The organism is Gillisia limnaea DSM 15749, from assembly GCF_000243235.1.
Taxonomy (GTDB): Bacteria; Bacteroidota; Bacteroidia; order Flavobacteriales; family Flavobacteriaceae; genus Gillisia; species Gillisia limnaea.
In genome coordinates this window covers 501,996-523,839 of the sequence record NZ_JH594606.1, presented here as the reverse complement: position 1 = coordinate 523,839, position 21,844 = coordinate 501,996, and the positions used below count along the sequence as shown (strand labels likewise).

Here is a 21,844-nt window from a genome sequence, read left to right as displayed (position 1 = left end):
TCTTTATGGAGAATGCTATAAGGACATCCATATTTATTCCGGGATATGTTCTGGAGGGACTTATTATCGAATCTCCGTCGCATACTATTTATAAGGCTAAAAGAAAAGAAGATGGTTGCGGTGTAATTATTAAAACCCTTCAGCATAAGTTTCCCTCGAGGGAAGATTTAGCCAGCCTTCAAAGAGAATACAGGATAGCCTCATCACTTAATTTTGAAGAGGCATTGCACATCTATGCCCTGGAACGCGTTGAAAATGGAAACCTGGCCATTGTCATGGAAGATTTTGGAATTTCGTTGGTCGAGTATTCCAGATCTTTCATAAAAGGGGTGATGCCGGTGGGTGTTTTCCTATCTATAGCTGCTCCTCTGGTTAAAACCTTAGGCAAAATTCACGAATTCAAAGTTATTCATAAAGAAATAGTTCCCGGGAATATTTTAATAGATCCGCATACACAGAAGACCCGGATAATTGATTTTGGTTCTTCGTCAGAATTATTACGGGAATTTCAAACCTCTATTCTTTCAGATAAATTTGAAGGTTCGCTAGCCTATATGTCTCCTGAACAAACCGGCAGGATAAATCGCAATATTGATTATAGAACCGATTATTATTCTTTGGGAATCGTGTTCTACGAACTTTTAACCGGAACACTCCCTTTTCAGGGTGAAGATGCGCTGGAATGGGTTCATAATCATATAAGCAAACAACCCAAACCTCCAAATGCCTTAAATCCGAATATTCCCGCTGTGCTCTCAAAAATAGTAATGAAACTTTTGGCTAAAAATGCGGAAGATCGTTACCAAAGTAGTTTTGGAATTATTACCGATTTAGAAATATGTAAGGCAAAATTTTCCGGGGGTTTATTCAATTTTGATTTAGAATTAGGAAAATATGATGTTTCCCCGCAATTTCAAATTCCGCAAAAGCTGTACGGCAGGGAAAAAGAGTTGGAAAAATTAATTTCCCATTTTGAAAAGGTTGTTTTGGGGTCGGTAGAATTTTGTCTTGTTACAGGATATTCGGGAGTGGGAAAATCTGTATTGGTTCAGGAATTAGGCAGGTTGATCGCCCAAAAAAAAGGATATTTTATCCAGGGTAAGTTTGAGCAATTTCGACAGAACGATGCCTATATGGCATTGGCCAATGCATTTAGGAGTTTAATAAAGCAAATTCTTGGAGAATCTGGTAAAAGATTACAACGCTGGAAAGAAGGTCTACTTAGCTCTTTGGGTAACAACGGACAGTTGATGGTAGATCTGGTCCCGGAACTGGAGTTAATAATAGGCAAGCAGGAACCTTTACCCAATCTCCCTCCTGCCGAGGCCCAAAATAGGTTTCTGTTAATATTTACTGCTTTCTTAAAGGTTTTTGCTAAAGAAGAACATCCCCTCGTGATTTTTCTGGATGACCTTCAATGGAGCGATGTACCAACGCTTAATCTAATCAATAAATTCATTGTCTCTCAGGACCTTAACCACCTATTACTCATAGGTGCTTACAGAGATAATGAAGTAGATATTAAACATCCCCTACACCTCACAATAGGAGAAATCGAAAAGTACAGGTATGTGGAAACCATTAATTTGGAGCCACTCAAAAAAGTAGCCTTAACCCGAATTATTAAAGACACACTGCTATGCAATAAGGAAAATGCAAAAGAGCTCGGGTATGTATTATTTGAAAAGACCAGAGGTAATCCTTTCTTCACTATTGAGTTGCTTAAAAACTTAAACGAGCGCGAAATTATTTCCTTTAATTCTGATGAAGGTTTTTGGGACTGGGATATTACCAAAGTCAAAGCAGTTGACTACAGTAACAATGTGATTGACTTCCTGCTTTCCAGCTTTAAAGAGTTATCACCTGCCACTCAGCATTTGCTTGAAATGGCTGCCTGTATAGGTGCGTATTTCGATTTGAAAACGCTTTCCATTATCATGGAGCAGTCTATGGAAACTATTGCTTTAGAACTTTACGAGGCCCTAAAATTAAATATAATTATTCCGCTGGATGATTCTTATAAATTTATTGGAATAGATTCACTTTCTGATGATATTTCTAAAAAAGAATTGGATCCCGAACGGCTAAATCCTACTTATAAATTTCAACATGACCGGTTGCAACAGGTCGCTTATAGCCTCATCTCGATAGATAAGAGACAGGCAGTCCATCTTTCCATAGGTAGGTTAATTCTTAAACATCAGGGCAAAGAGGAGATGGATGAAAGGCTCATGGAAATAGTTGGCCACCTTAACGCCGGAAGAATTCTACTTAAGGATCCAGTTGAAAAAACCAGCCTTGCCGAATTAAACCTTCAAGCGGGTATAAAGGCAAAAAGATCTACAGCCTATGAAGCTTCTCTTGAATATTTAAGAATTGGATATGAATTGCTTCATGACACCGGCTGGCAAAAAGATTTTGATCTCTGTTGGAAATTAAGTGAAGAAATTCAACATTGCTTTTATCTTACCGGAGACTGGGAAAATGCCGATAATTGGACAAATATGTTATTGGAAAATGCCAGGTCAGACCTTCAGAAAGGGACCGTATATTCAGCACGAACAAGGCAATATGCTACCATTGGCAGGATGAAAGAATCTATAGTAGCAGCCTATGAAGGTCTGTCTGTTTTAGGATTCAATTTTTTAAGCACACCTAATGAAGAAAACACTGCTGAAGAAGTAAATTTTATAAAAGAACAGCTTCACGGAAGAGAAATTTCTTCCCTTTTAGATTTGCCTCTAATGAGCGATGAGAAAGCCAAAATCGCATCCCAGCTTATCATGGAGATCTTTCCGGCGGCCTTTTTATCGGGCAGCGGCGTCATGTTTCCCTATTTGGTGCTAAAATCTGTGAATATCGCACTGGAATTCGGTAACAGCCCGGAGTCCGCATTTTCCTATGCGGGCTATGGGATGATTTTATGTGGATATTTTAATGATCCTGCCACAGGCTTTCAATATGGTAAATTAGGGGTGGAATTAATAGACCGTTTTCACGATATTTCGCTAAAATCCCGCATTATTTACGTGTACACCATGTTTGTTCATCACTGGAGCAATCACTGGTCCTCAATGACCTCCTGGTTTCGCAAAGGAATTGAAGCCGGATACCAGTCTGGGGATCTTCTTTATTTAGCTTATAGCGCACAGGATTGCATTATTTGGGATCCAACATTAGACCTGGAAACCGCTTCCCGGGAACATCGTAAATTGCTTTTGATTGTAAAGGAATGTGATTATCAGGATTCCTACGACTCTGGTACGCTATTTCTACAAATGCAATTAAATTTTCAGGGCCTCACAAATAGCTTGTTCAGCCTTTCTAATGATGATTTTGATGAAATATACTGCCTTGAAGGAATGAATAGTCGAAAATTTATGACGGGGATTTCCAATTTCAATATCTATAAAGCCGAAATTTATTTGCTTTACAACAAACCCGAAGGCGCCTATAAATATGTGCTGGATCAGGATAAAATGTTGGCTTCGGTTATGGCCTTGCCGCAACTGGTTCGATTTCAAATAGTGTCTTTCCTGGTACGATCTTCTATATTCAAAATAACTTCGGAAGAAAATCGGGAGTTATTAATGACGAAAATGAAGGAAAGTTTAACCGCAATTACTTTGTGGGCAAGGCAATGTGAAGCAAATTTTGAACACCTCCGCTTATTGATGGAAGCTGAATTGGCAGGAATTTCGGGGGAATTGAATACAGCATTAAAATACTATGAATCATCTATCACTATGGCTAAAAAGCATCAGTTTATTCGGGATGAAGCTATGGCAAATGAAAGAACCGCACTTTTATTAATCGATCTTGGAATCCCGAAAGCTGCCGAAGGTTATCTGCAATCTGCCCATTATTTATATTACCGCTGGGGTGCACACCGCAAAGTGTCCCAATTATTGGAAGATCATCTGGGAATACTTAATCCCGCAATTTCTGTACCTGTTAAGAATATACTCAACCGGCCAGGAATCCCTGCGCTAATAACGAACAGCTTCAGCCTGGAACAAATAGATATGAATTCGGTTTTTAAAGCCTCCCAGATCATTTCGGGGGAGCTGGTTTTAGAAAAATTACTGACTGCCACCCTGGAAATATTAATTGAAAATTCCGGAGCTCAAAAAGGCTTTTTAATCGAACAAAAAGAGGGTAAAATTGCGGTGCTGGCTAAAATAGATCTGGACCAACAGAAAAAGTCACAAAAAATAACCAATACCCCCCTTGATCATATTCAGAATCTTCCGCTAACTCTTATCAATACTTCCTTTAGGACCAACCAAACTATTGGTTTGGATAACGCTTCGGAAATAAATTCATATTCTTCAGATCCCTATATAAATTCAGCAAAACCTTTATCTGTACTATGCGTGCCATTACCTTCCCGCGCTGGACAAAAATTAGCAGTATATCTGGAAAATAACCTCACGCGCAGTGTTTTTACTGAAGAAAGGGTGCAAATTATCAAGCTGCTTACCGGCCAGGCCGGAATATCTATTGAAAATGCTAAAATTTATGAATCTCAAAAAAAGTTGCTAAAGGCACAGCAAAGATTTGTTCCAATTCAGTTTTTAAGGAATTTAGGCCATGATGATATAGCCAAGGTAAAACTTGGAGAATCTGTTTTGATGGAAATGAGCGTTTTGTTCTCAGATCTTCGGGATTTTACACCATTGGTAGAGCAATTGTCCCCCCAGAAAGTGATTGAATTATTGAATAAATATTTTTCTACAATTGGGGTTTCCATATCCGCATCCGGAGGTTTTATAGATTCTTATGCCGGTGATGAAGTAATGGCCCTTTTTGCTGTGCCACCGCAGCAGGCTGTAATGGCAGGAATAAAAATGGTCCAGGCCTTAAGAATATTCAATCAAAATTCAGGACTGCATCTAAAAATGGGAATAGGTATGAATACTGGCCCCCTTGTTTTGGGAACTATGGGCGGGGCAGACAGGATGCAGTGCACGGTATTGGGGGATACCGTGAACCTGGCCTCCAGGATAGAACAACTTACTAAGCTTTACAAAGCGCAGTTTTTAATAGGAGAAGACACCTACAATGGCCTGGACATGAAACAGGCATTTTCTCTAAGGCAAATAGACCGCGTAGCTGTAAAAGGAAAAGGAAAAGCAGTAAGCTTATACGAAGTTTTAGATGCAGAAAGTGATAATAAGAGGGCAAAAAAAGAGGCTTCTTCCGGAGAACTTGAAGAGGGAATGCAGGCTTATTACAACCGTGATTTTAGGCAGGCTTATGAAATTTTTAATGCAGGGATTCAAAAAAACCCTGATGATCCTGTTTTTTCCATTTTTGCTAAACGTACAAAAATACACATGATTATTCCACCTGATAAAGATTGGCAGGGTTTTGAACAATTAACAAGTAAATAAATATGAATCCAGTGAGAATAGGTTTTGTGATGGATCCCATTACATCAATTAACCCTAAAAAAGATACTACGCTGGCAATCATGCTGGAGGCCCAATCCAGAGGATGGTCCATCGTTTATATGGAACTGAAGGATCTTTTTCTGGAAAATGGAGTAGCTAAAGCCAGGATGCATTCTGTCCACGTAAAAGATGATTCAAAAAATTGGTTTGAAATAAAAGGAAGTGAAACCGGCAATCTGGGAGATCTTGATTTTTTATTCATGCGGAAGGACCCGCCCTTTGACATTGAATATATTATGTCAACCTACATTTTGGAAAAAGCCGAAGCACAGGGTGCAATGGTTATCAACAAGCCGCAGGGGTTAAGAGATGCCAACGAAAAGGTTTTCACCTCCTGGTTTCCCCAATGCTGTCCTGAAAGCCTTTTAACACGCTCAGGAACTTTTATTTTGGATTTTTTGGAAAAACATCAAAAAATTGTAATCAAGCCAACTTGTAAAATGGGTGGTAAATCAATTTTCGTTTTGATAAAAGGCGATCCCAACGTAAATGTAATTATAGAAGAAGTAACTAAAAATGGGGAGGAATATGTTCAGGTGCAAAAATATATTTCAGAAATTTCAACAACAGGAGATAAAAGAATTATACTAATTGACGGGAAGCCTGTGGAATATGGGCTTGCACGATTTCCTTCCAAAGGTGATCACCGCGGCAACCTCGCCGCAGGAGGAAGTGGTAAGGGTTTCAAATTATCTGAAAGAGATCGTTGGATTTGTAAAGAAATAGGTCCAGGCCTTGTTAAAAAAGGGCTCCTGTTTGCGGGAATTGATGTAATAGGTGATTATTTAACTGAAATTAACGTGACCAGCCCCACCTGTATTCAGGAAATAAATAAGGAATTCAATATAAACATCGCCGGAAGGTTATTGGATTGTGTAATTAAAAAATTAAATTCATCATTATGATCTCACCTATAAGTAATAATACAAGCAAGCCTGTAGATTGGTGGTTTATATATAAACTTCCAATGGATGTTGGGCCCCGAAAAGATTCAAACGGTTTTGAATTTTTGTATTGCGATGCCGCTTCTAATAAGGGGCTTTCTTTGTCAACCCTGTCCTTAGAGCAGGAACAATCTGCATTGGCCTCTACTTTAAATCAGATTTTTGCAGGGGAACAGGATGTAGGTTATGTGTTGTGGAACGATGAAATTCCTCCCACTTCCGGTAATGTTAAGCCAAAGAACAACATTTCTAAAGGCCATAGCAAAGGGGTTTTAGCGTTTTCAAAGAAAAATAACTGCGGATTTTACCTGCTTCACTCCACACCAAGATTTCCTGCGGTAGGAATCACAGAATTACCGGAAGACGAAAAAAGATTTGGTCAAACCTATATATGTTTATCCCTTAAAGATTATTCTGAAGTTAATAAACTTGCAGAGGTATTGCTTACACAAAATGAAATTCAGGTATACGCAAGCCATCTACCGGATATAGGTGCAGAAGAAACAATTTTTAAGTTGGCGAAAAATCAAAAATATGAAATTCCAATAGCCCCTTCAGTGTTAAAATTGGAATCCCAAGAAGGTTTTCAATTCATTCATATAGCCAAAAACAAACATTGGAGCGAACCTGTAAAACCGGCTACTATCGGAAAAGATTTTTGGAAAGACCTGGTGGGGCCAAACTTAAAATGTGACCTGGATGTTGAAACCTGGAGACGCGGACTGGTATTTGGAGATATAGATCCGGATAAAAAGGAAGCCACGGAAGATGATGTGGATATAGATTTGAGTAAAATTGGATTACCGGGCTACAAATGGCCATATACAAAAGATCATGCTAAATGGGGAATATCCGTAAAAAGTGAAAAAGATCATATAATTGTTTCTGACCTGAATCGACAACTCACTCAATGTAAACGCGGTGGTGGTGCGGTTGTTTTCAATCATTCCGGCTTATGGCAATCCTTAGATGCCATCCAGATTACCGAAAAGAAACTGGAAATTGATCCACATATCGATAAATCTTAAGCGGGATTTATGAACCAAAAAACTTTAACCCACCAATGCTGCCGGGAATATTTGGAAGAAACTATTTTTGGTACCACCAGTTTCCCCAACCCTGAAGTTTGGGAAAAAGAAATTGGGCTGTTGGGTATAGAGCTCGAAATTTTTCCATTTAAGATTTCTGAAGGTTTACCTGTACCTATCCGGATTCAGGATGAAACGATAAAATTACTGGATATTTTAATAAATGCTTCAGCAACAATCGCGGGCAAAGCAATTTATGAGGAGGAAGGAAAGAATAAAAATCTTCTGAAAAAGATTGAATTTCCCAACGGTGATAATTTTCAGTTTGAACCGGGAGGCCAGATTGAGATTTGTATCAATCCCTGTAAAAACCTTAGAGAACTCGAAGGCAGAATAAAAGCCAAACAAAACCTTCTTTCAAAAATAACATCGGAATATGGGATCCATTTTGCCCAATACGGTACGAATCCCTGGTTTGGAACCGAAGATTTGGGCCTACAAATTCCAAAACAACGTTACCTGAATTTGCAGAATTATCTTGATGCCATAAGTCCGTTTGGCAGGAAAATGATGCGCTTAACAGGTTCGCTCCAGGTTAATCTGGATTTAGGAAGGGATGAGGATACACGCATAAAACGAATTGTTGCAGCAAACCTGCTAAGTCCTTTTGCTACTGCCATTTTTGCAAATTCACCTGTTGCAGCAGGAAAAATAAATGGTTTTAAATCATATCGAAGTAATATCTGGCAACAACTCGACCCTAAAAGGACCGGCCTCCTTCCGCTTGAAAAAATCATTAAATCCTGGAAAAAGGAAGATGTAGTAGGAGAATATTTAAAATTCGCTCTTAATGCGCCACTTATTTATATCGGGGAAAATCCGGAGCATATTTTAGCTTCGGAATATACTTTTGATCACTGGCTGCAACATCCAATTAATGATCATTCTCCCAAAATAACCGATTTTATTAATCATTTGTCTTTACTTTTTCCGGAAGTCCGGTTAAGGAAGTATCTGGAAATACGCTCTGTAGATGCACCCCCAAAGGAATGGCAAATGTTGCCGGTATATTTTTACACCGGACTATTGTACAGTAATCTGGTTTTGGATAAAACGCTGAAGCTGTTAATGCCAAAGCAAGAAAATATTAAACAAATGTTGACGGAATCAGTAAACGGGTTTATAAATGATGATCTATACCATCTTTCCAGGGAAGTAATGAAGCTGGCTATTGAAGGATTTTTAGGATTACCTTCAAAATTTAAAGATAAAACTCAGGTTGAATCAATGGTTTCCTTCTATGAGAAATACACCTCCAAAAGAAGATGTTTCGCAGACGATTCTATTGAATTTTTCAATAAAAATAATTATATAAAGTGTTGATTTAAAGTACTATATTGTATTTATGCTTCCTTTTTAATTTTTTAAGACTTACAATGGACCAAAATTCAATTTTACAACAAGTTTTAGATACTATAAAATCTTCCAATAAATTGCCCATAGTGGTATTTGACCTTGATGACACCTTATTTTCTACCGCGCGAAGAAATCTAATCATTATCCAAAATTTTTCCAGTGATAGTGGAGATGCCTATCCAGATTTTGTGGAGATTGCTTCCAAATTAAGCCTTTTGGATATGAACTGGAGCGTTACCGCGGCACTGGAAAAAGCCGGACTTTCTCCTGCCAGTCCATCCATAAAACCATTTGTAGAGTACTGGGGTTCCACCTTTTTCACGAACGATTATGACGCGTTGGATCTTCCCAATCCGGGAGCAGTAGATTTTGCAAAAGCCTGCCATGATGCCGGCGCGCTCCTATATTACCTCACCGGGAGGGCAATTGGAGATAGCGGTTTAAATAATGGTATGGGCCAGGGCACAGTGCTTGCATTGACCAATCGCGGATTTCCTTTTTGGCGTGGTCGCTGTGAACTACACCTTAAAATAAACGCCAAAGAGCAGGATTCAGAATATAAAGCCCGGGCTTTAACCGATATAAAATCATTGCAGGGAAAGGTAGTAGCCACTTTTGATAATGAGCCTTCAAATTCATTTATGTTCCTTAATCATTTTCCGGATGCTCTGAACGTTTGGGTTAAAACCACCTGGAACCCGCAGGACAAATCGCCCACCGATAATCTGTACACAATTTCCGATTTTTCACGAACTGCAAACCAAAAACAATAAAAATGGCTTCAATTGAATATTCTTTAGGTAGTGCTAAATATTTAGAACAATTATTCCCACCGGCAAAATATGCGAATGCAAATTTAAATTTTAAAAATTTTGAAGATGTTATTGTGCATTACACTAAAAATTCCCTGGCAGCAGATGGGATTGCTGCATCTAAAGTTGAAGTAGAACTAAAAGAAGGCATATATAAAATTAATATAGAAGGGGAAGCTGAAAATGAGGTGCTACAAAAATTTTCTGAAAGACATATTTTGGTATTTAGTGAAGGCTACGCACAAAAAGCGATTCGCGGAATGGAACTTCTAAAAGAAATGGGAGTCTGGAACCCCATGGAAGGTTACCACGTTAACCGGAATCCAGCCGATGCGGAATCTAAATGGAATTTATTCCCACCCTTAGGTTTAAACATTATTGGTCAAAAAGGGATGCTATTAATGCATTATCCGCCCTGGGCGGTTTTACAGGCTGGAACTTTTGAAAATGCCATGACCATGCAACGCTGGGGCAGGATTTTGAATCACGCCGGGGTTGAAGAAAAAGACCTTGGAAAGTATAAAACCTTTATTGATATAAATCCCATTGCCGCTCCCGGGTCGGGAGAAAGTGAATATCCTAATGATTACTTCCCCATCATGATGGCTTCGGGGTTTTTTGACGGCCCGGCAGACCGGGATTATATCCGTTCTATGCTGGAACTTTTTCTCAATCCGCCAGATTTGCCTGAAGATAGCAAATACACCTTGCCATTATTAATTTGTGGCTCCCCGCTCTATGATCCGCAGGCACCGGGATGGTTTAAGGTTGCTTATAAAGACATGCTTCCTTTAGATGAAAATGGAATTCCCCTGGTAAGTGTATTGCAAGTTGGAAAATTCAAAATTAAGCCCGACTCTAAACGGGAAACTCCTTATTTAATAGGAAACCATATGATTGCCGCCGGGGTTACGGGATTGTGCACCAACGATCCTTCACAAATTCCCGACATGAGACAGTATGAAGCCCAGGACCTGGTAGCTGCGACCTTTTTACAACTCTATGCAAATAACCCCAATTTAGATCCTTATGCTGCTAAGGAACAGGCCTGTATGCGCTGGTATGGAAACAAATACGGTGAGGGAGCACCGCAACCCCCAAATGAAAATGATGCCCAAACTATTTGTGCCCTGGCACAAATGGATCTGTTTTTTGACCCCACCCCAAGTCCACATCCTAAATATACCTTTGAGGAGGCAATAAAACGCTGTAAAGAAGCAATTCAGAAAAACAATCCATGTGCAGAGAATATCAAACCTGCAAATAGATAGGAAGTTTTAGAAATCCAGCATTGCTAATTGTAGAGTAGAACGGAATCTTTTGGCAAGTTTTACCTTCTAAGCAAATATCTGAATATGCACTAAAATTAGCCATTTAGTGGAGAAAACATCAATTTGGCAAATCTCTTTTCAATATTCTTGAACTGGTAGCGGCAACTATCACTCCCGTGCATTATGGTAAATTGTGATCTGACAAAAGTGATTATTGGTTCCTTTTTAAAGAAGCGGAATGTCTTTGAAAGTACTGATAACAATGACTAAGTCGCGTTGAAATTTGCCTTTTCTTTCCTACTCACAGATTTAGCGATCATTACCGAAACGGCGGCATCTCCTGAAACGTTGATCACCGTCCTGCACATATCGAGAGGACGGTCAACCGCAAATATTAATGCCAGACCTGCCTCGGGAATTCCGGCCTGAGCAAGCACTATAACCAACATCACCATACCGGCACCGGGAACCGCTGCAGAGCCTATAGAGGCCAGGGTTGCGGTTACAATGATCATTAATTGGGCGCCAAGACTAAGGTCAATTCCAAAGGCCTGTGCAATAAAAACTGCTGCCACTGCCTGATAAAGGCTGGTGCCATCCATATTAATGGTGGCCCCTATGGGCAGAACAAAACTAGCTACTTCTCTAGGAACTTTTAGATTGTTTTCTACACAATCCATAGTAACCGGCAGGGTTGCCGCACTGGAACTGGTAGAAAAACCCAGCAATTGGGCAGGGGCAATGGCGTTATAAAAAAACCTGGGTGTTTTACGGGCAGATATCCAAACAATGCCAGCATACAATGCAAGCATTAAAATCAATCCGGTAATAACAGTTATTGCATACAGCGCCAGAGCAGAAAAAAGATCGGCACTGGGAGATTCAACTACCAATGCTGCCAGCAGTGCAAAAACACCATAGGGTGCTGCCAGCATAATTAAATCTATCATTTTCAGGATCACATCATTGAAGCCATTGAAAAAATCCTTGACCGGTTGAGCCGCTTTTTCAGGGATTAATATGAGCCCTATTCCGAAGAAAACTGCAAAGAATATCACCTGGAGCATTTTGGTGTTGTCACTGGCTGCAAAAAATATATTGGAAGGAACAATATCCTCCATCGCCTGAAGTGGCCCGGTTTCTTTTTGATCCTGTGCAATTTCAATTCGGCCCTCAACCTCACTTGCATAACTGCTTAACAAATTAGTACGGGTATTCTGAGAAATGGCATCACCCGGTTTAATAAAATTTACAAGAACCAACCCAATGGATACGGCCATGAAGGTGGTGAGAATAAATGTAAATACCGTGCGGGTTCCCATCTGGGACAGCTTAGTAATATCTCCCAGGTCTGAAACTCCTTTTATCAATGAGGCTAAAATGAGCGGAACTGCTATGAGTTTTAGAGAATTTATAAAGATTGTCCCGAATGGTTTGACCCAATCTGTTATTAAAGCGGAACCCCATGAAAATTGTGAAAGTAAAAGGGCAAACAAGACCCCCGCGGCCATCCCTAGAAGTATTTGCCAATGCAAAGCAAGTTTTTTGTTTTTCAATCTATTGAAATTTTAAGATCATTCTGCTTTTTTTACTAACTCATTCCTTCCATAGTAAGGACTGTTATAGTCCATACAATTACGCATGACAGGTAAATTCCTATAGTGGTGGCCATAAATGCTCTTTTTTTCTCAAGACCAAACATCCACGCTGCAATAGTACCGGCATAAACTCCCGTGCCCGGGATAGGAACCATTACAAATAATAATAATCCCCAAAAACCATATTTCTGGACATTTTTGCCAGCTCCAAATTTTGCCTTTCTTGCAACAAACAAGGCAGATTTTTTATAGAACCTCCATTTAAGCAAATATTTATTGATATTATTCAAAAAGAACTGCATTACGGGAAACACCATAACATTAGCCGCAAAGCAGACGCTAAAAGCCAGATAGTAATTTACATTATTAAAGATGGCATAGGGTATTCCAACTTTTGCCTCCCCAAAGGGAGAAATACTCCACAGCATTGAGGTAAGTATATCATTGAGCATAAAAAACTTTAAGTTTCCAGGGTTATTAAATAAGTCGTATAGGCTATAAAAGCAAGCATCATAAATCCTGCTGCTAGCCTGCTAAACTTTTTCTTTCCTAAGTATAGAAATAAAAAGAGGAGCGCTGTACCTCCTAAAAACAGATATATATCCCGGTTAAAAGCAATATCGTAAACCAGTGGTCTTACAGTCGCACTAATACCCAGGATGAAAAATATATTGAAAATGTTGGAACCAATAATATTTCCAATTGCAATATCACTTTTATTTTTAATTGCTGCCATTACGCTTGTAGCCAGTTCCGGTAATGAAGTTCCTGCAGCTATAATGGTTAATCCTACAAGTTTTTCACTTATTCCCATTGTGCTAGCCATATATACAGCACTGGCCACCACCATCCTCCCGCCGATTACGAGGCCTAACAATCCTATAATTATCAAACCCCAGAGCTTCCAGGTGGGCAGGTAACTTTCTTTCACTTCGTGTACAACAGGCTCTTCCTTCAATTGGAAATAGACGTATGCAAGAAACATTAGAAAAAAGATCAAAAGTATTATTCCATCAATCCTACTAAGCAATGCTCCCTGGAAAGTAAAATTGTTTACCAGCACTAAAACTGTAATTCCCGCCACTAAGGAAACAGGAATCTCCTTAAACAGGGTGCTGGACTTTACCACCAGAGGAGAAATTAATCCAGCAATTCCTAAAATAAAAAATAAATTGAAATTATTACTACCAATAATATTTCCAAATACAATGTCCTGATGGTTATCTATAGAAGCCGCTATATTCACAACCAATTCGGGAGCTGAAGTTCCAAAAGCGACTATAGTAAGGCCAATAGCAAGATCTGATACCTGTTTTTTTCGTGCTATGCTTGAAGCTCCGTTTACCAGCCAGTCTGCTCCCTTTATCAACAGGAGCAGACCAACAACTAATAAAATAATATTGAAAAACATTAAGCAGTGCGTTTTAAAATTGGTTGGGCATTCAAATACTTTTGCAATTCTGCCACCAGTTTTTCAGCATTTTTGATTTCAAAATCTTCGGTATAGTTGAGATCGTAGTTAAATAAATTAACCGTTAATGGTCCTGGACTATTGTCTTCGTAAAATTCCATATCTACCCTGGAAAGGGTTTGAACAGGTTTGTTATGTAAACTGTATTCTGCATAATGAGATACCAATTTAACCTGACATATTTTATTTAGGTCGACGTGACGAATTACAAAATCACTATCAGGTTCCTGGACAAATAAAAATTGCTTTTTTAAAATATCTATTCCTGCAATATTGGAATTCCAGATGAGTTCAAAAGTTATATTAAAGCTTAATCTTAGTGCTTCTTCTTTAAATTTTCTTCGAAGGTTTTTTTTCTTTGTGTTGGTAAGAAATGGTAACAGGGTAAATGGTAAAAAACTAATAATCACCAAGATACCCGAAACAATGATAAAATCTATTTTCATTTTTCTGAATTTTATATATTAATCCTTTAAGTTAATAGCTCAATTATCACAGTGGAATATTAAGCTAGCCGAATGTTCACAGGTGGTATAGCCTGCCAAAGGATTTACAGAAAAGTGTGAAAGGGAAAGATAATGTCCGGCAAACTCAGTCCGGGTTTTAAAAATTGGCTGCTGAAAAAATAGGCCTTGGACTTTGATAGTAGTCTTGAATCCTCTCCTGTTAGAATAGTGCTTGATGGAAAAGATATGCGGGTATTAAAATTATCGACAGTAGTTGTACGATAGGAGGCCGATAAATCAACGAGATCTTCAGATAGCTGGGCTGTGATCTCATTATCTAAGGGTTGAGGAATTGCATTTATTGAAAAGGCATGTCCGGGACTGCTGGCTGAAAGCAACATTAAAAAAACAGCTAGCAATCTTATATTTTGCATTGTACTTTAAGTGAATTATATATCAAATGTATATATTAAATATGTTAAATTTGAAAAACATTTTCAGGTTTATTAATATTTCAATTGCACAGCTGAAACACTGCTTTCTCCTTCATATTTTTAATTTCAAATAGCTTTAATTCTCCGGGATTTACTATTGTAAAAAAAGTAGGTGTGTTAAAAATTAATATAAATTTTCTTCATCTAATAACAAGTTCCTTATCAAAAAATGAAAACATAATTACTTTTCTTTTATGCGCTTGTTACAAATACAGCGATTTGGCCAATACACTTGATCCAATGCGCTTAAAACAAATTATCATCCTTCATCTTGATGGATATAGCAAACAAGCAATTATTCTTTTATAAAATTGCTGCTCATTGATATTGCAGCCTTATCTGAATTATTTTCCTGGCACACCAACCTTTATGTCCAGCGCCAAAATGAGCTTATGTTATACTTCGAAGGGGTCGATAAAGCCCGGAATCTCCCCGGTTTATGAGAAAAACCAAGAAATATTGAACAAGATCCTGAACGCTATCACCAAAGGCAAGCCGTTGTAGCTTTGGAACTATAAAGCGCCCATGGCGTTGTGATTACATCCTTACCAAAAGGGAAAGCAAAGAGCTTCTGCCGATGCAGGCTTTATTTATATAGCCTACAATCAATATCAAAACAAATCCAACAAACGACATTATAAATCCTTGAAGACATTCAAAACGATAAAATAAACAATTATTTGTTAAAATTTGTGAATTAATTAGTATTGCCGCTTTTTTCTTTTAACAGTTAATTGCGAAAGTGGGAGGGGACTTCGTGTTAATTTTATAAAACAAAATTTAATCTCTAAAAGAGCTGATTAAAAAAGGTCGGAATAGATACTGTTTTTTGTGATTATCTCAAATCACAGTATCTGCTTCTACTTTTTTTAGCACAGTAAAAAGCCAGATTAAATCTATTTTAATTAATCAAAAATAAATTTATGTCTATTCAAACAACAAACCCTGCCACGAACAAAGTAGTAAAGTCATTCGATGAAATGACAGATGAACAAGTTGAAGCCGCAATCGAAAAGTCAAATCACTTTTTTCAAGAATGGAAGAAAACTATTTATGACGAACGGGCAAAAGTATTGCATAAAGTAGCCGAGCTGATGCGTAAAAGAAAAAGCGAGTTAGCCAAGCTAGTCACCCTGGAAATGGGGAAAATTATAGCACAAGCCGAATGGGAAGTCGACCTAAGTGCCGATATATTGGATTACTACGCCGATAATGGCGCTGCCTTTCTTGCAGATAAAAAATTAAACCCTGAATCGGGTGAAGCATTTATTCGAAATAGTCCTAAAGGTGTCCTATTTGGTGTTATGCCCTGGAACTTTCCCTTTTATCAGATAGTACGATTTGCTGCGCCAAATATAATGGCAGGAAATACCATTTTATTAAAACACGCCTCGATAGTGCCACAATGTGGTATTGCAATTGAGGAATTATTTAAAGAGGCAAAAGCTCCTGAAGGATTATACATCAATTTAATGATTTCAGGAAAGCGAAGTACAGCTTTAGTAAGTGATGAGAGAATTAAAGGAGTTTCATTAACGGGTAGCGAAGGTGCAGGTTCAAGTTTCGCCGAAGCTGCAGGTAAAAATTTAAAAAAATCAGTACTTGAATTAGGGGGTAGTGATGCCTTTATAGTATTGGAAGATGCTGATATCGATACCGCTGTTGAAATGGCTATTGAAGGAAGATTTAACAATAATGGACAGAGTTGTATAGCCTCTAAAAGGTTTATTGCAGTAGCTGGCATAGCTGATGAGTTTTTAGAAAAGTTTGCCAAAAAAATAGCCTCCCTTAAAGTAGGCGATCCAATGGATCCAGATACACAGGTTGGACCCCTTAGTAGTGAAGACGCTTTAGTCAACATATTGGACCAGGTGAACAGATTTGAAAAAGCAGGTGCCAAAATTTTAGTTGGCGGTAAAAGAGCGTTTGATACCGGTGCCTTTATGCAACCTACAATTTTAACCAATCTAAAACGTGGAGTGCCTACTTTTCAAGAAGAATTATTTGGTCCCGTAGCTTCTTTTTACAAAGTCGAAAATGAACAAGAAGCTATAGATCTGGCTAATGATTCGCCTTTTGGGTTAGGGGGATCTATCTTTACAAAGGATATAGAACGAGCCAAACGATTGGCCGATGAGATCGATAGCGGTATGATTTTTATCAATCAACCTACAGGAACTCAACCGGACTTGCCTTTTGGTGGAACAAAAAGGTCAGGTTACGGACGTGAATTATCTGAACTAGGAATTCATGAGTTTGTAAACAAAAAACTGATTAGAGTAAGCTAACTGAGTTTTCCGTTTTAAAAAGATTAAAACCGAACTAAATTAGCAAGGCTTATTAGAAACGTGAAATGAGTAGTGGTGGCTGTGTGAGCAATGTAAAAACAGGCATTGTTACAGTCACAAATAATTTCATTACTCTTAATGTGACAGCTATTTGAACGTAGTTTTCAACCAGTTTTATTCAATTCGCAAGATATCTTTGGATAGTTTTTCCGTAAATTCTCTCTATTTGAATGTATAAACTCGTGTTTCTGGGCAAAACCGAAAAAATCTGGAACAAAATCCTGTACGCTATCGCCGAAGTCAAGCCAGTGAAGCGCGTTCCTTTGGAACTATAAAGTGGCTAACTAAGCATTCGTGGGACCTGTACGTCCGGACTTCAACGCCCTGTTAACTGAACCGTTTGGTTGCTGATTTTCTATCTATGGAGATTGAAGTAATTTCGGTGTGTACTATTCAGCTCTTTTCAGATTGGTTTATTCCTTTTACTCCTCTATTTTTTTATTTCATCAGTTTTTTAATACTATATGTGTTTTTCGGAGATAAACCGTTCGGAAATTGGTTAGTTTCTGTATCTTTTGAGCGATAGATCCGCTTTAGCTTCGAGAAGTCTCACCACTTCTTGGCTACAACAATTTTTTATACCCGAACTTCAGGAAGCACAAATCCCCCGGTATCGTGTTTTATGGATAGGTCTTTAATGCCATTCACGAAATACATCTTCGTATTTCCCTTGCTCTTTACTTCTATCTCTCCGCGGTATTCACAATCAAAATTAAATTTGACCAACTGGTAGGTGTTTTCAGAAATATTGATGCGTCCGGCCTCTGAATTTGTTTCCATCCTGGATGCGATATTTACCGTGTTACCCCAAATATCATAGGCAAATTTCCTGCTGCCCACCACACCTGCAACCACAGGGCCGGTATTCACCCCAATGCGTATTTCAAAGCGTATCTCGTCTTCCTTTTGATTCTCCTTTGACTCTTTCACAAATTGTGCGATGTCCAGGGCGGCCAGCAGAATAGAGTGCGCGTGATCTTGGGACGGGAAGGGGAGGCCGCCGGCACACAAATAACAGTCGCCTACGGTTTTTATCTTTTCCAACCCGTATTTCTCCATGATCTTGTCAAATTTTGAGAAGTAAAAATCTACGCTTTCCACCAGCACCTCGGGATCCAGATATTCTGAATGGTAGGTGAAATCCTTAAAATCTGCAAACAAAACCGAGACCGATTCAAAACGCTGGGATTTTACCCTGCCAAATTCCTTTAATTCCCTGGCGGTTTGTTCGGGCAAAATGTTGAGCAGTAACCTGTCTGAGCGATCCTTCTCATTTCCCAGTATTTTTCTCATTCTATTGATGTAAAGATAACGGCGGTACAAGCCAAAGGCAAGCAGTCCAAGGAGAACAAAGGCAATCCCGGTAGAGATGACTATGATGTTCTGGTTTTTTTTTTGTTGAGCCAGGAGGTCAACTTCTATCTGCTTTTGTGAGATCTCATAATCTGTGCGCAGCTCTGCCATTTGCTGGATGGTCTGCAGGTTGGTTACACTGTCGCGGTAGACAATGTAGTTTTTATAGGATTTATGTGCCTCCTTATAATTTCCCGCCGATTCATAAAGGTTTGCCAACTGCAGGTTTGAATTCCCTATTTGATCTTTAAGTCCGTAACGGGTGGCGAGTTCATTGCTGCGTTTTGCATAGTCAAAAGCGGAGGGGATATTGTTTTGTGATGTATAAATATCAGCAATTGAACTCAGGTACACCGCGATAGGGTAGTAATGTTTTAGGTCCTCGAGCATGACAATAGCCTCATTGATATTTTTCTTCGCCAGGGCGTATTTTCCCTGGGCAGCGTACACCATGCCTACATTACCCAAATTATAGGCCCGGCCCAAAGGATAATCTATGGCTTTGAAGATTAGGCCCGATTCTGAATAGTATTCCAGGGCCTCATCGTAGTTCTGGCTATGGAAAGAATCATCTCCCGCATTAAGCAGTGCCGATCCTAATACGATGGAATCATTGGCTTCTCTTAAAATAGTGATCCCCCGGTCGTAGTACCTCTTTGAAGTGGCCGAATTGCCTATCATGGAATAGGTATCGGCAATTGAAATATGCACACCTCCAATTCCCTTTTGATTGTTTATAAGGTTGGCATAATTAAGGCTTCTAAAATAGGAATCTAGGGCGGTGGCAAAATTGCCCTTTAACTGCATGGCATTTCCCTTTTGCAAAAATCCGCTGTGAAGGAAGTCATACATTGAATCTTTTGAAGCTTTGCTGATGAGGATCTCAGCGTATTTCAGTTTTTTATCGGGATTGGTTTGGTTCCCGGCAATAGCCTTTAAAATCTCAAGTTCGTTCTCCTGGGGTACTCCGGAATTATAAAGCGCAATTAGACTGTCGGCCATTGCCGGATTCTGTGCGGCAAGGCCGGGAGCAACCACAAATAATAGGGCCGCCAAGATCCAGGCTTTCGCTTTGAACTTCATGTGTATGCTAGGTTTTCATTTGAAGTTTGGGATCATCCCAATATTCGGTTGTGTCATTGGGAATTTTAAAACCAATCATATAGTTTTCAAATTTACCGCGTCCCGGAGAGGTTGAAACAACCGTGGCTTCCCAAATTCCATTGTTGTTTTTAGGGGGAGCTGCCAGGAGATCCTGCGATCCGCGATAAGCAGGTTTGCTTGAATCGCTTGGTTTTATACCGGTGATGGCTTCCAGTCCGCTGTTGGTATCCAGCTGCCACTGCACGGCATCACTGGGTTCAACATCTGTGGAGAGCTTGTTGTTGCCGGGATTGTGACCCTGGTTATCCCTTAATTTGAGCTGGTGCGACCGCCCATTCCGGCTTACGTAAATAATTCTTTTTGCCATGATCGATGGTTTTATGGTTATTAATTTCAAATAAGCTATAGGAGCTTTAAGCAAAATAGTTATGAGGTAAAGCGGAGGGATAAATTTTTGGGGAGATTTTATAGGGAAAATCCCGTATATTGATTTGAAAAAAATGTGTCGTTAAATTAAAATATTTTTCTGAAAAAAACTAATTTTTTGAGCGCAAAAATTAATTGCCCCGCAATATCCGCAGTAGGGAAAACGGTATGAGCTTTAAAAAAAAACCTCTTATCACTTTCTCAACAGCACTAATGGAAATTATGGTAAATTGGCCTTCCAGGTAAAAATACTCCGAATAATTCTCCGAATGTTCAAACCAAAGTATAATTATATAGGAGCCGTTGTGCGTATGAAAATGGTTTTATATTTGGTGAAATATTTTCTTATTTGCTGATAATTGGTTTTATTATTGGCGAAATTTGATTAGGAAAAAATAAAAACGTTGGGTAATAACTAAGGTTTCGTGTGTTAGGTACGACCCAAAATCAATGCAGTGTTGACTAAATACACAACAAAAATAGACATCATTAAAACGGGCGTTTATTCATATTTCTTAGCTGTATTGTCAAATAACATTTTAAAACAATCAAAACAGGTAAATGAAAAAAATTCAAGTTGGTTTTTTAATGTCCTATGATTATAAATTACTAAAGAATTCTATTCCATTAGTGTACAATGAGGCCGACTCTATCATCGTTGCACTTGACGAGAACTTAAGAACATGGTCCGGAGAAAAATTTGAAGTTGACGAGAGTTTTTTTCTCTGGCTTAAATCTTTCGACACAGAAAAAAAGATTAGAATATATAGAGACGATTTTTTTGATTCCAACTTAAATGCAATGGAAAACGAGGTGAAAGAAAGAAAAATGCTCGCCTCGCAAATGGGAATTGGGAATTGGATAATTCAAATAGATAGTGATGAATATTTTGTGAACTTTAAAAAATTCACTGAAGAACTTAAGCTTAGAAATAATTATTTGAATAATCCGGAGAAAAAACAAATTCAGATCGCTGGATATTATGTAAACCTATATAAATACACAGATGATGGAATTTTATATGTATCGAAACCACGAAATCAAAAATTTGCCACTAACTATCCAGGTTATATAACTGGCAGAAACACAAAGGAACAAGTAATCTATATTCCAAATATAGTTATACATGAATGTTTATCCCGCAGTGAAGAAGAAATTCGGACTAAGTTTACTAACTGGGGACATTCACATCAAGTAAATATTGATGAGTTTTTAGATAAATGGCGAAAAATAGATCAATCAAATTATGATGAGTTTGAAAACCTTTTTTACCTCGAACCTGAAAAATGGAAAAAATTAAATTACGTAGAAGGGGGATCTATTTCTGAAATTTCTAACAATCTTAATTATCGCAAATTAATGCCATCAAAATTATATATACTGAGTAAAAATTTTGGTCAGTGGTTTAAGTTTCTATTAAAACAGAATTTAAAAACATAAGAGAACTTAGAAAACAACAGCTAATAACTAAGCGTCCGTGTGGCCGGTACAGCCCAACTTGAACGCTTAGTTGAATGAAACGGTTGATTGCCCATTGTCCATCTATGGGGATTGGTTTAATTTGGGAAGTTGCTATTCGGTAATTTGGAAGGCGATTATCTTTTCTGCTCAATACTTTCTTCCTTTTCTAGTGCTTATTATTTCATTGTTTTTTGTTCCTTAGTTAGTCCAGAAGTT

At 38.5% G+C, this 21,844-nt stretch carries 15 protein-coding genes; 8 read left to right on the top strand and 7 right to left on the bottom strand.

The features are described from left to right. The first annotated feature begins 5 nt into the window (after positions 1 to 5). From GILLI_RS04000 to GILLI_RS03975, 6 genes are read left to right on the top strand one after another with little or no spacing between them, the layout of a single operon-like run. Positions 6 to 5,396 carry an AAA family ATPase gene (locus GILLI_RS04000; RefSeq protein ID WP_006987842.1) on the top strand — a complete coding sequence of 1,797 codons (5,391 nt, stop codon included), beginning with the start codon at positions 6 to 8 and terminating at the stop codon, positions 5,394 to 5,396. A 2-nt stretch (positions 5,397 to 5,398) separates the two neighbouring features. After that, positions 5,399 to 6,361 (top strand): glutathione synthase, encoded by a 963-nt coding sequence (gene gshB, locus GILLI_RS03995; protein ID WP_006987841.1) that lies wholly within the window; start codon positions 5,399 to 5,401, stop codon positions 6,359 to 6,361. Further along, positions 6,358 to 7,428: a deoxyribonuclease II family protein gene (locus GILLI_RS03990; RefSeq protein ID WP_006987840.1), complete on the top strand. Its 1,071-nt coding sequence runs from the start codon at positions 6,358 to 6,360 to the stop codon at positions 7,426 to 7,428. Before gshB ends, GILLI_RS03990 begins: the two co-directional genes overlap by 4 nt. 9 nt (positions 7,429 to 7,437) lie before the next feature. Further along, positions 7,438 to 8,811 carry a glutamate-cysteine ligase family protein gene (locus GILLI_RS03985; RefSeq protein WP_006987839.1) on the top strand — a complete coding sequence of 458 codons (1,374 nt, stop codon included), beginning with the start codon at positions 7,438 to 7,440 and terminating at the stop codon, positions 8,809 to 8,811. 53 nt (positions 8,812 to 8,864) lie between these two features. After that, positions 8,865 to 9,617 carry a hypothetical protein gene (locus GILLI_RS03980; protein WP_006987838.1) on the top strand — a complete coding sequence of 251 codons (753 nt, stop codon included), beginning with the start codon at positions 8,865 to 8,867 and terminating at the stop codon, positions 9,615 to 9,617. Positions 9,618 to 9,619: 2 nt separating this feature from the next. Next, entirely contained in the window at positions 9,620 to 10,927 is a 1,308-nt protein-coding gene (locus GILLI_RS03975) for a hypothetical protein (RefSeq protein ID WP_006987837.1), read from the top strand. Positions 10,928 to 11,193: 266 nt separating this feature from the next. Here the strand turns inward: GILLI_RS03975 and GILLI_RS03970 are convergent, their stop codons facing one another. From GILLI_RS03970 to GILLI_RS03950, 5 genes are all read right to left on the bottom strand, one after another. Beyond that, the gene (locus tag GILLI_RS03970) at positions 11,194 to 12,483 is read right to left on the bottom strand and encodes a dicarboxylate/amino acid:cation symporter (RefSeq protein WP_280985173.1); all 1,290 of its coding nucleotides are present in this window, start codon (positions 12,481 to 12,483) and stop codon (positions 11,194 to 11,196) included. Between the two features lie 35 nt (positions 12,484 to 12,518). Then, positions 12,519 to 12,977 (bottom strand): COG2426 family protein, encoded by a 459-nt coding sequence (locus tag GILLI_RS03965; protein ID WP_006987835.1) that lies wholly within the window; start codon positions 12,975 to 12,977, stop codon positions 12,519 to 12,521. 8 nt (positions 12,978 to 12,985) lie between these two features. Then, a complete protein-coding gene (locus tag GILLI_RS03960) occupies positions 12,986 to 13,936 on the bottom strand; it encodes a calcium/sodium antiporter (RefSeq protein ID WP_006987834.1) in 951 nt (316 codons plus the stop codon). Then, on the bottom strand, positions 13,936 to 14,442 hold the full coding sequence (locus GILLI_RS03955; protein WP_006987833.1) for a hypothetical protein: 507 nt from the start codon (positions 14,440 to 14,442) through the stop codon (positions 13,936 to 13,938). Before GILLI_RS03955 ends, GILLI_RS03960 begins: the two co-directional genes overlap by 1 nt. Before the next feature lie 104 nt (positions 14,443 to 14,546). Beyond that, entirely contained in the window at positions 14,547 to 14,876 is a 330-nt protein-coding gene (locus GILLI_RS03950; RefSeq protein WP_006987832.1) for a hypothetical protein, read from the bottom strand. A gap of 983 nt (positions 14,877 to 15,859) precedes the next feature. Between GILLI_RS03950 and GILLI_RS03940 the strand changes: the two genes are divergently transcribed. Further along, entirely contained in the window at positions 15,860 to 17,224 is a 1,365-nt protein-coding gene (locus GILLI_RS03940) for an NAD-dependent succinate-semialdehyde dehydrogenase (protein ID WP_006987831.1), read from the top strand. Between the two features lie 636 nt (positions 17,225 to 17,860). Here the strand turns inward: GILLI_RS03940 and GILLI_RS03935 are convergent. Both GILLI_RS03935 and GILLI_RS03930 read right to left on the bottom strand, forming a co-directional pair. Further along, positions 17,861 to 19,720 (bottom strand): adenylate/guanylate cyclase domain-containing protein, encoded by a 1,860-nt coding sequence (locus GILLI_RS03935; RefSeq protein ID WP_006987830.1) that lies wholly within the window; start codon positions 19,718 to 19,720, stop codon positions 17,861 to 17,863. Between the two features lie 7 nt (positions 19,721 to 19,727). Beyond that, entirely contained in the window at positions 19,728 to 20,108 is a 381-nt protein-coding gene (locus tag GILLI_RS03930; RefSeq protein WP_006987829.1) for a hypothetical protein, read from the bottom strand. Positions 20,109 to 20,728: 620 nt separating this feature from the next. On the opposite strand from GILLI_RS03930, the gene GILLI_RS03925 reads away from it, so the two are divergent. Continuing rightward, positions 20,729 to 21,607, top strand: coding sequence for a hypothetical protein (locus GILLI_RS03925; RefSeq protein WP_006987828.1), 879 nt, complete (start codon positions 20,729 to 20,731; stop codon positions 21,605 to 21,607). The last annotated feature ends 237 nt before the right edge of the window (positions 21,608 to 21,844 follow it).

Excerpts from the sequence above, each read along its gene's own strand:
- GILLI_RS04000 (WP_006987842.1), top strand. The coding sequence starts at position 6 with ATGGAGAATGCTATAAGGACATCCATATTTATTCCGGGATATGTTCTG.
- gshB (WP_006987841.1), top strand. The coding sequence starts at position 5,399 with ATGAATCCAGTGAGAATAGGTTTTGTGATGGATCCCATTACATCAATT.
- GILLI_RS03990 (WP_006987840.1), top strand. The coding sequence starts at position 6,358 with ATGATCTCACCTATAAGTAATAATACAAGCAAGCCTGTAGATTGGTGG.
- GILLI_RS03985 (WP_006987839.1), top strand. The coding sequence starts at position 7,438 with ATGAACCAAAAAACTTTAACCCACCAATGCTGCCGGGAATATTTGGAA.
- GILLI_RS03980 (WP_006987838.1), top strand. The coding sequence starts at position 8,865 with ATGGACCAAAATTCAATTTTACAACAAGTTTTAGATACTATAAAATCT.
- GILLI_RS03975 (WP_006987837.1), top strand. The coding sequence starts at position 9,620 with ATGGCTTCAATTGAATATTCTTTAGGTAGTGCTAAATATTTAGAACAA.
- GILLI_RS03965 (WP_006987835.1), bottom strand. The coding sequence starts at position 12,977 with ATGCTCAATGATATACTTACCTCAATGCTGTGGAGTATTTCTCCCTTT.
- GILLI_RS03960 (WP_006987834.1), bottom strand. The coding sequence starts at position 13,936 with ATGTTTTTCAATATTATTTTATTAGTTGTTGGTCTGCTCCTGTTGATA.
- GILLI_RS03955 (WP_006987833.1), bottom strand. The coding sequence starts at position 14,442 with ATGAAAATAGATTTTATCATTGTTTCGGGTATCTTGGTGATTATTAGT.
- GILLI_RS03950 (WP_006987832.1), bottom strand. The coding sequence starts at position 14,876 with ATGCAAAATATAAGATTGCTAGCTGTTTTTTTAATGTTGCTTTCAGCC.
- GILLI_RS03940 (WP_006987831.1), top strand. The coding sequence starts at position 15,860 with ATGTCTATTCAAACAACAAACCCTGCCACGAACAAAGTAGTAAAGTCA.
- GILLI_RS03935 (WP_006987830.1), bottom strand. The coding sequence starts at position 19,720 with ATGAAGTTCAAAGCGAAAGCCTGGATCTTGGCGGCCCTATTATTTGTG.
- GILLI_RS03930 (WP_006987829.1), bottom strand. The coding sequence starts at position 20,108 with ATGGCAAAAAGAATTATTTACGTAAGCCGGAATGGGCGGTCGCACCAG.
- GILLI_RS03925 (WP_006987828.1), top strand. The coding sequence starts at position 20,729 with ATGAAAAAAATTCAAGTTGGTTTTTTAATGTCCTATGATTATAAATTA.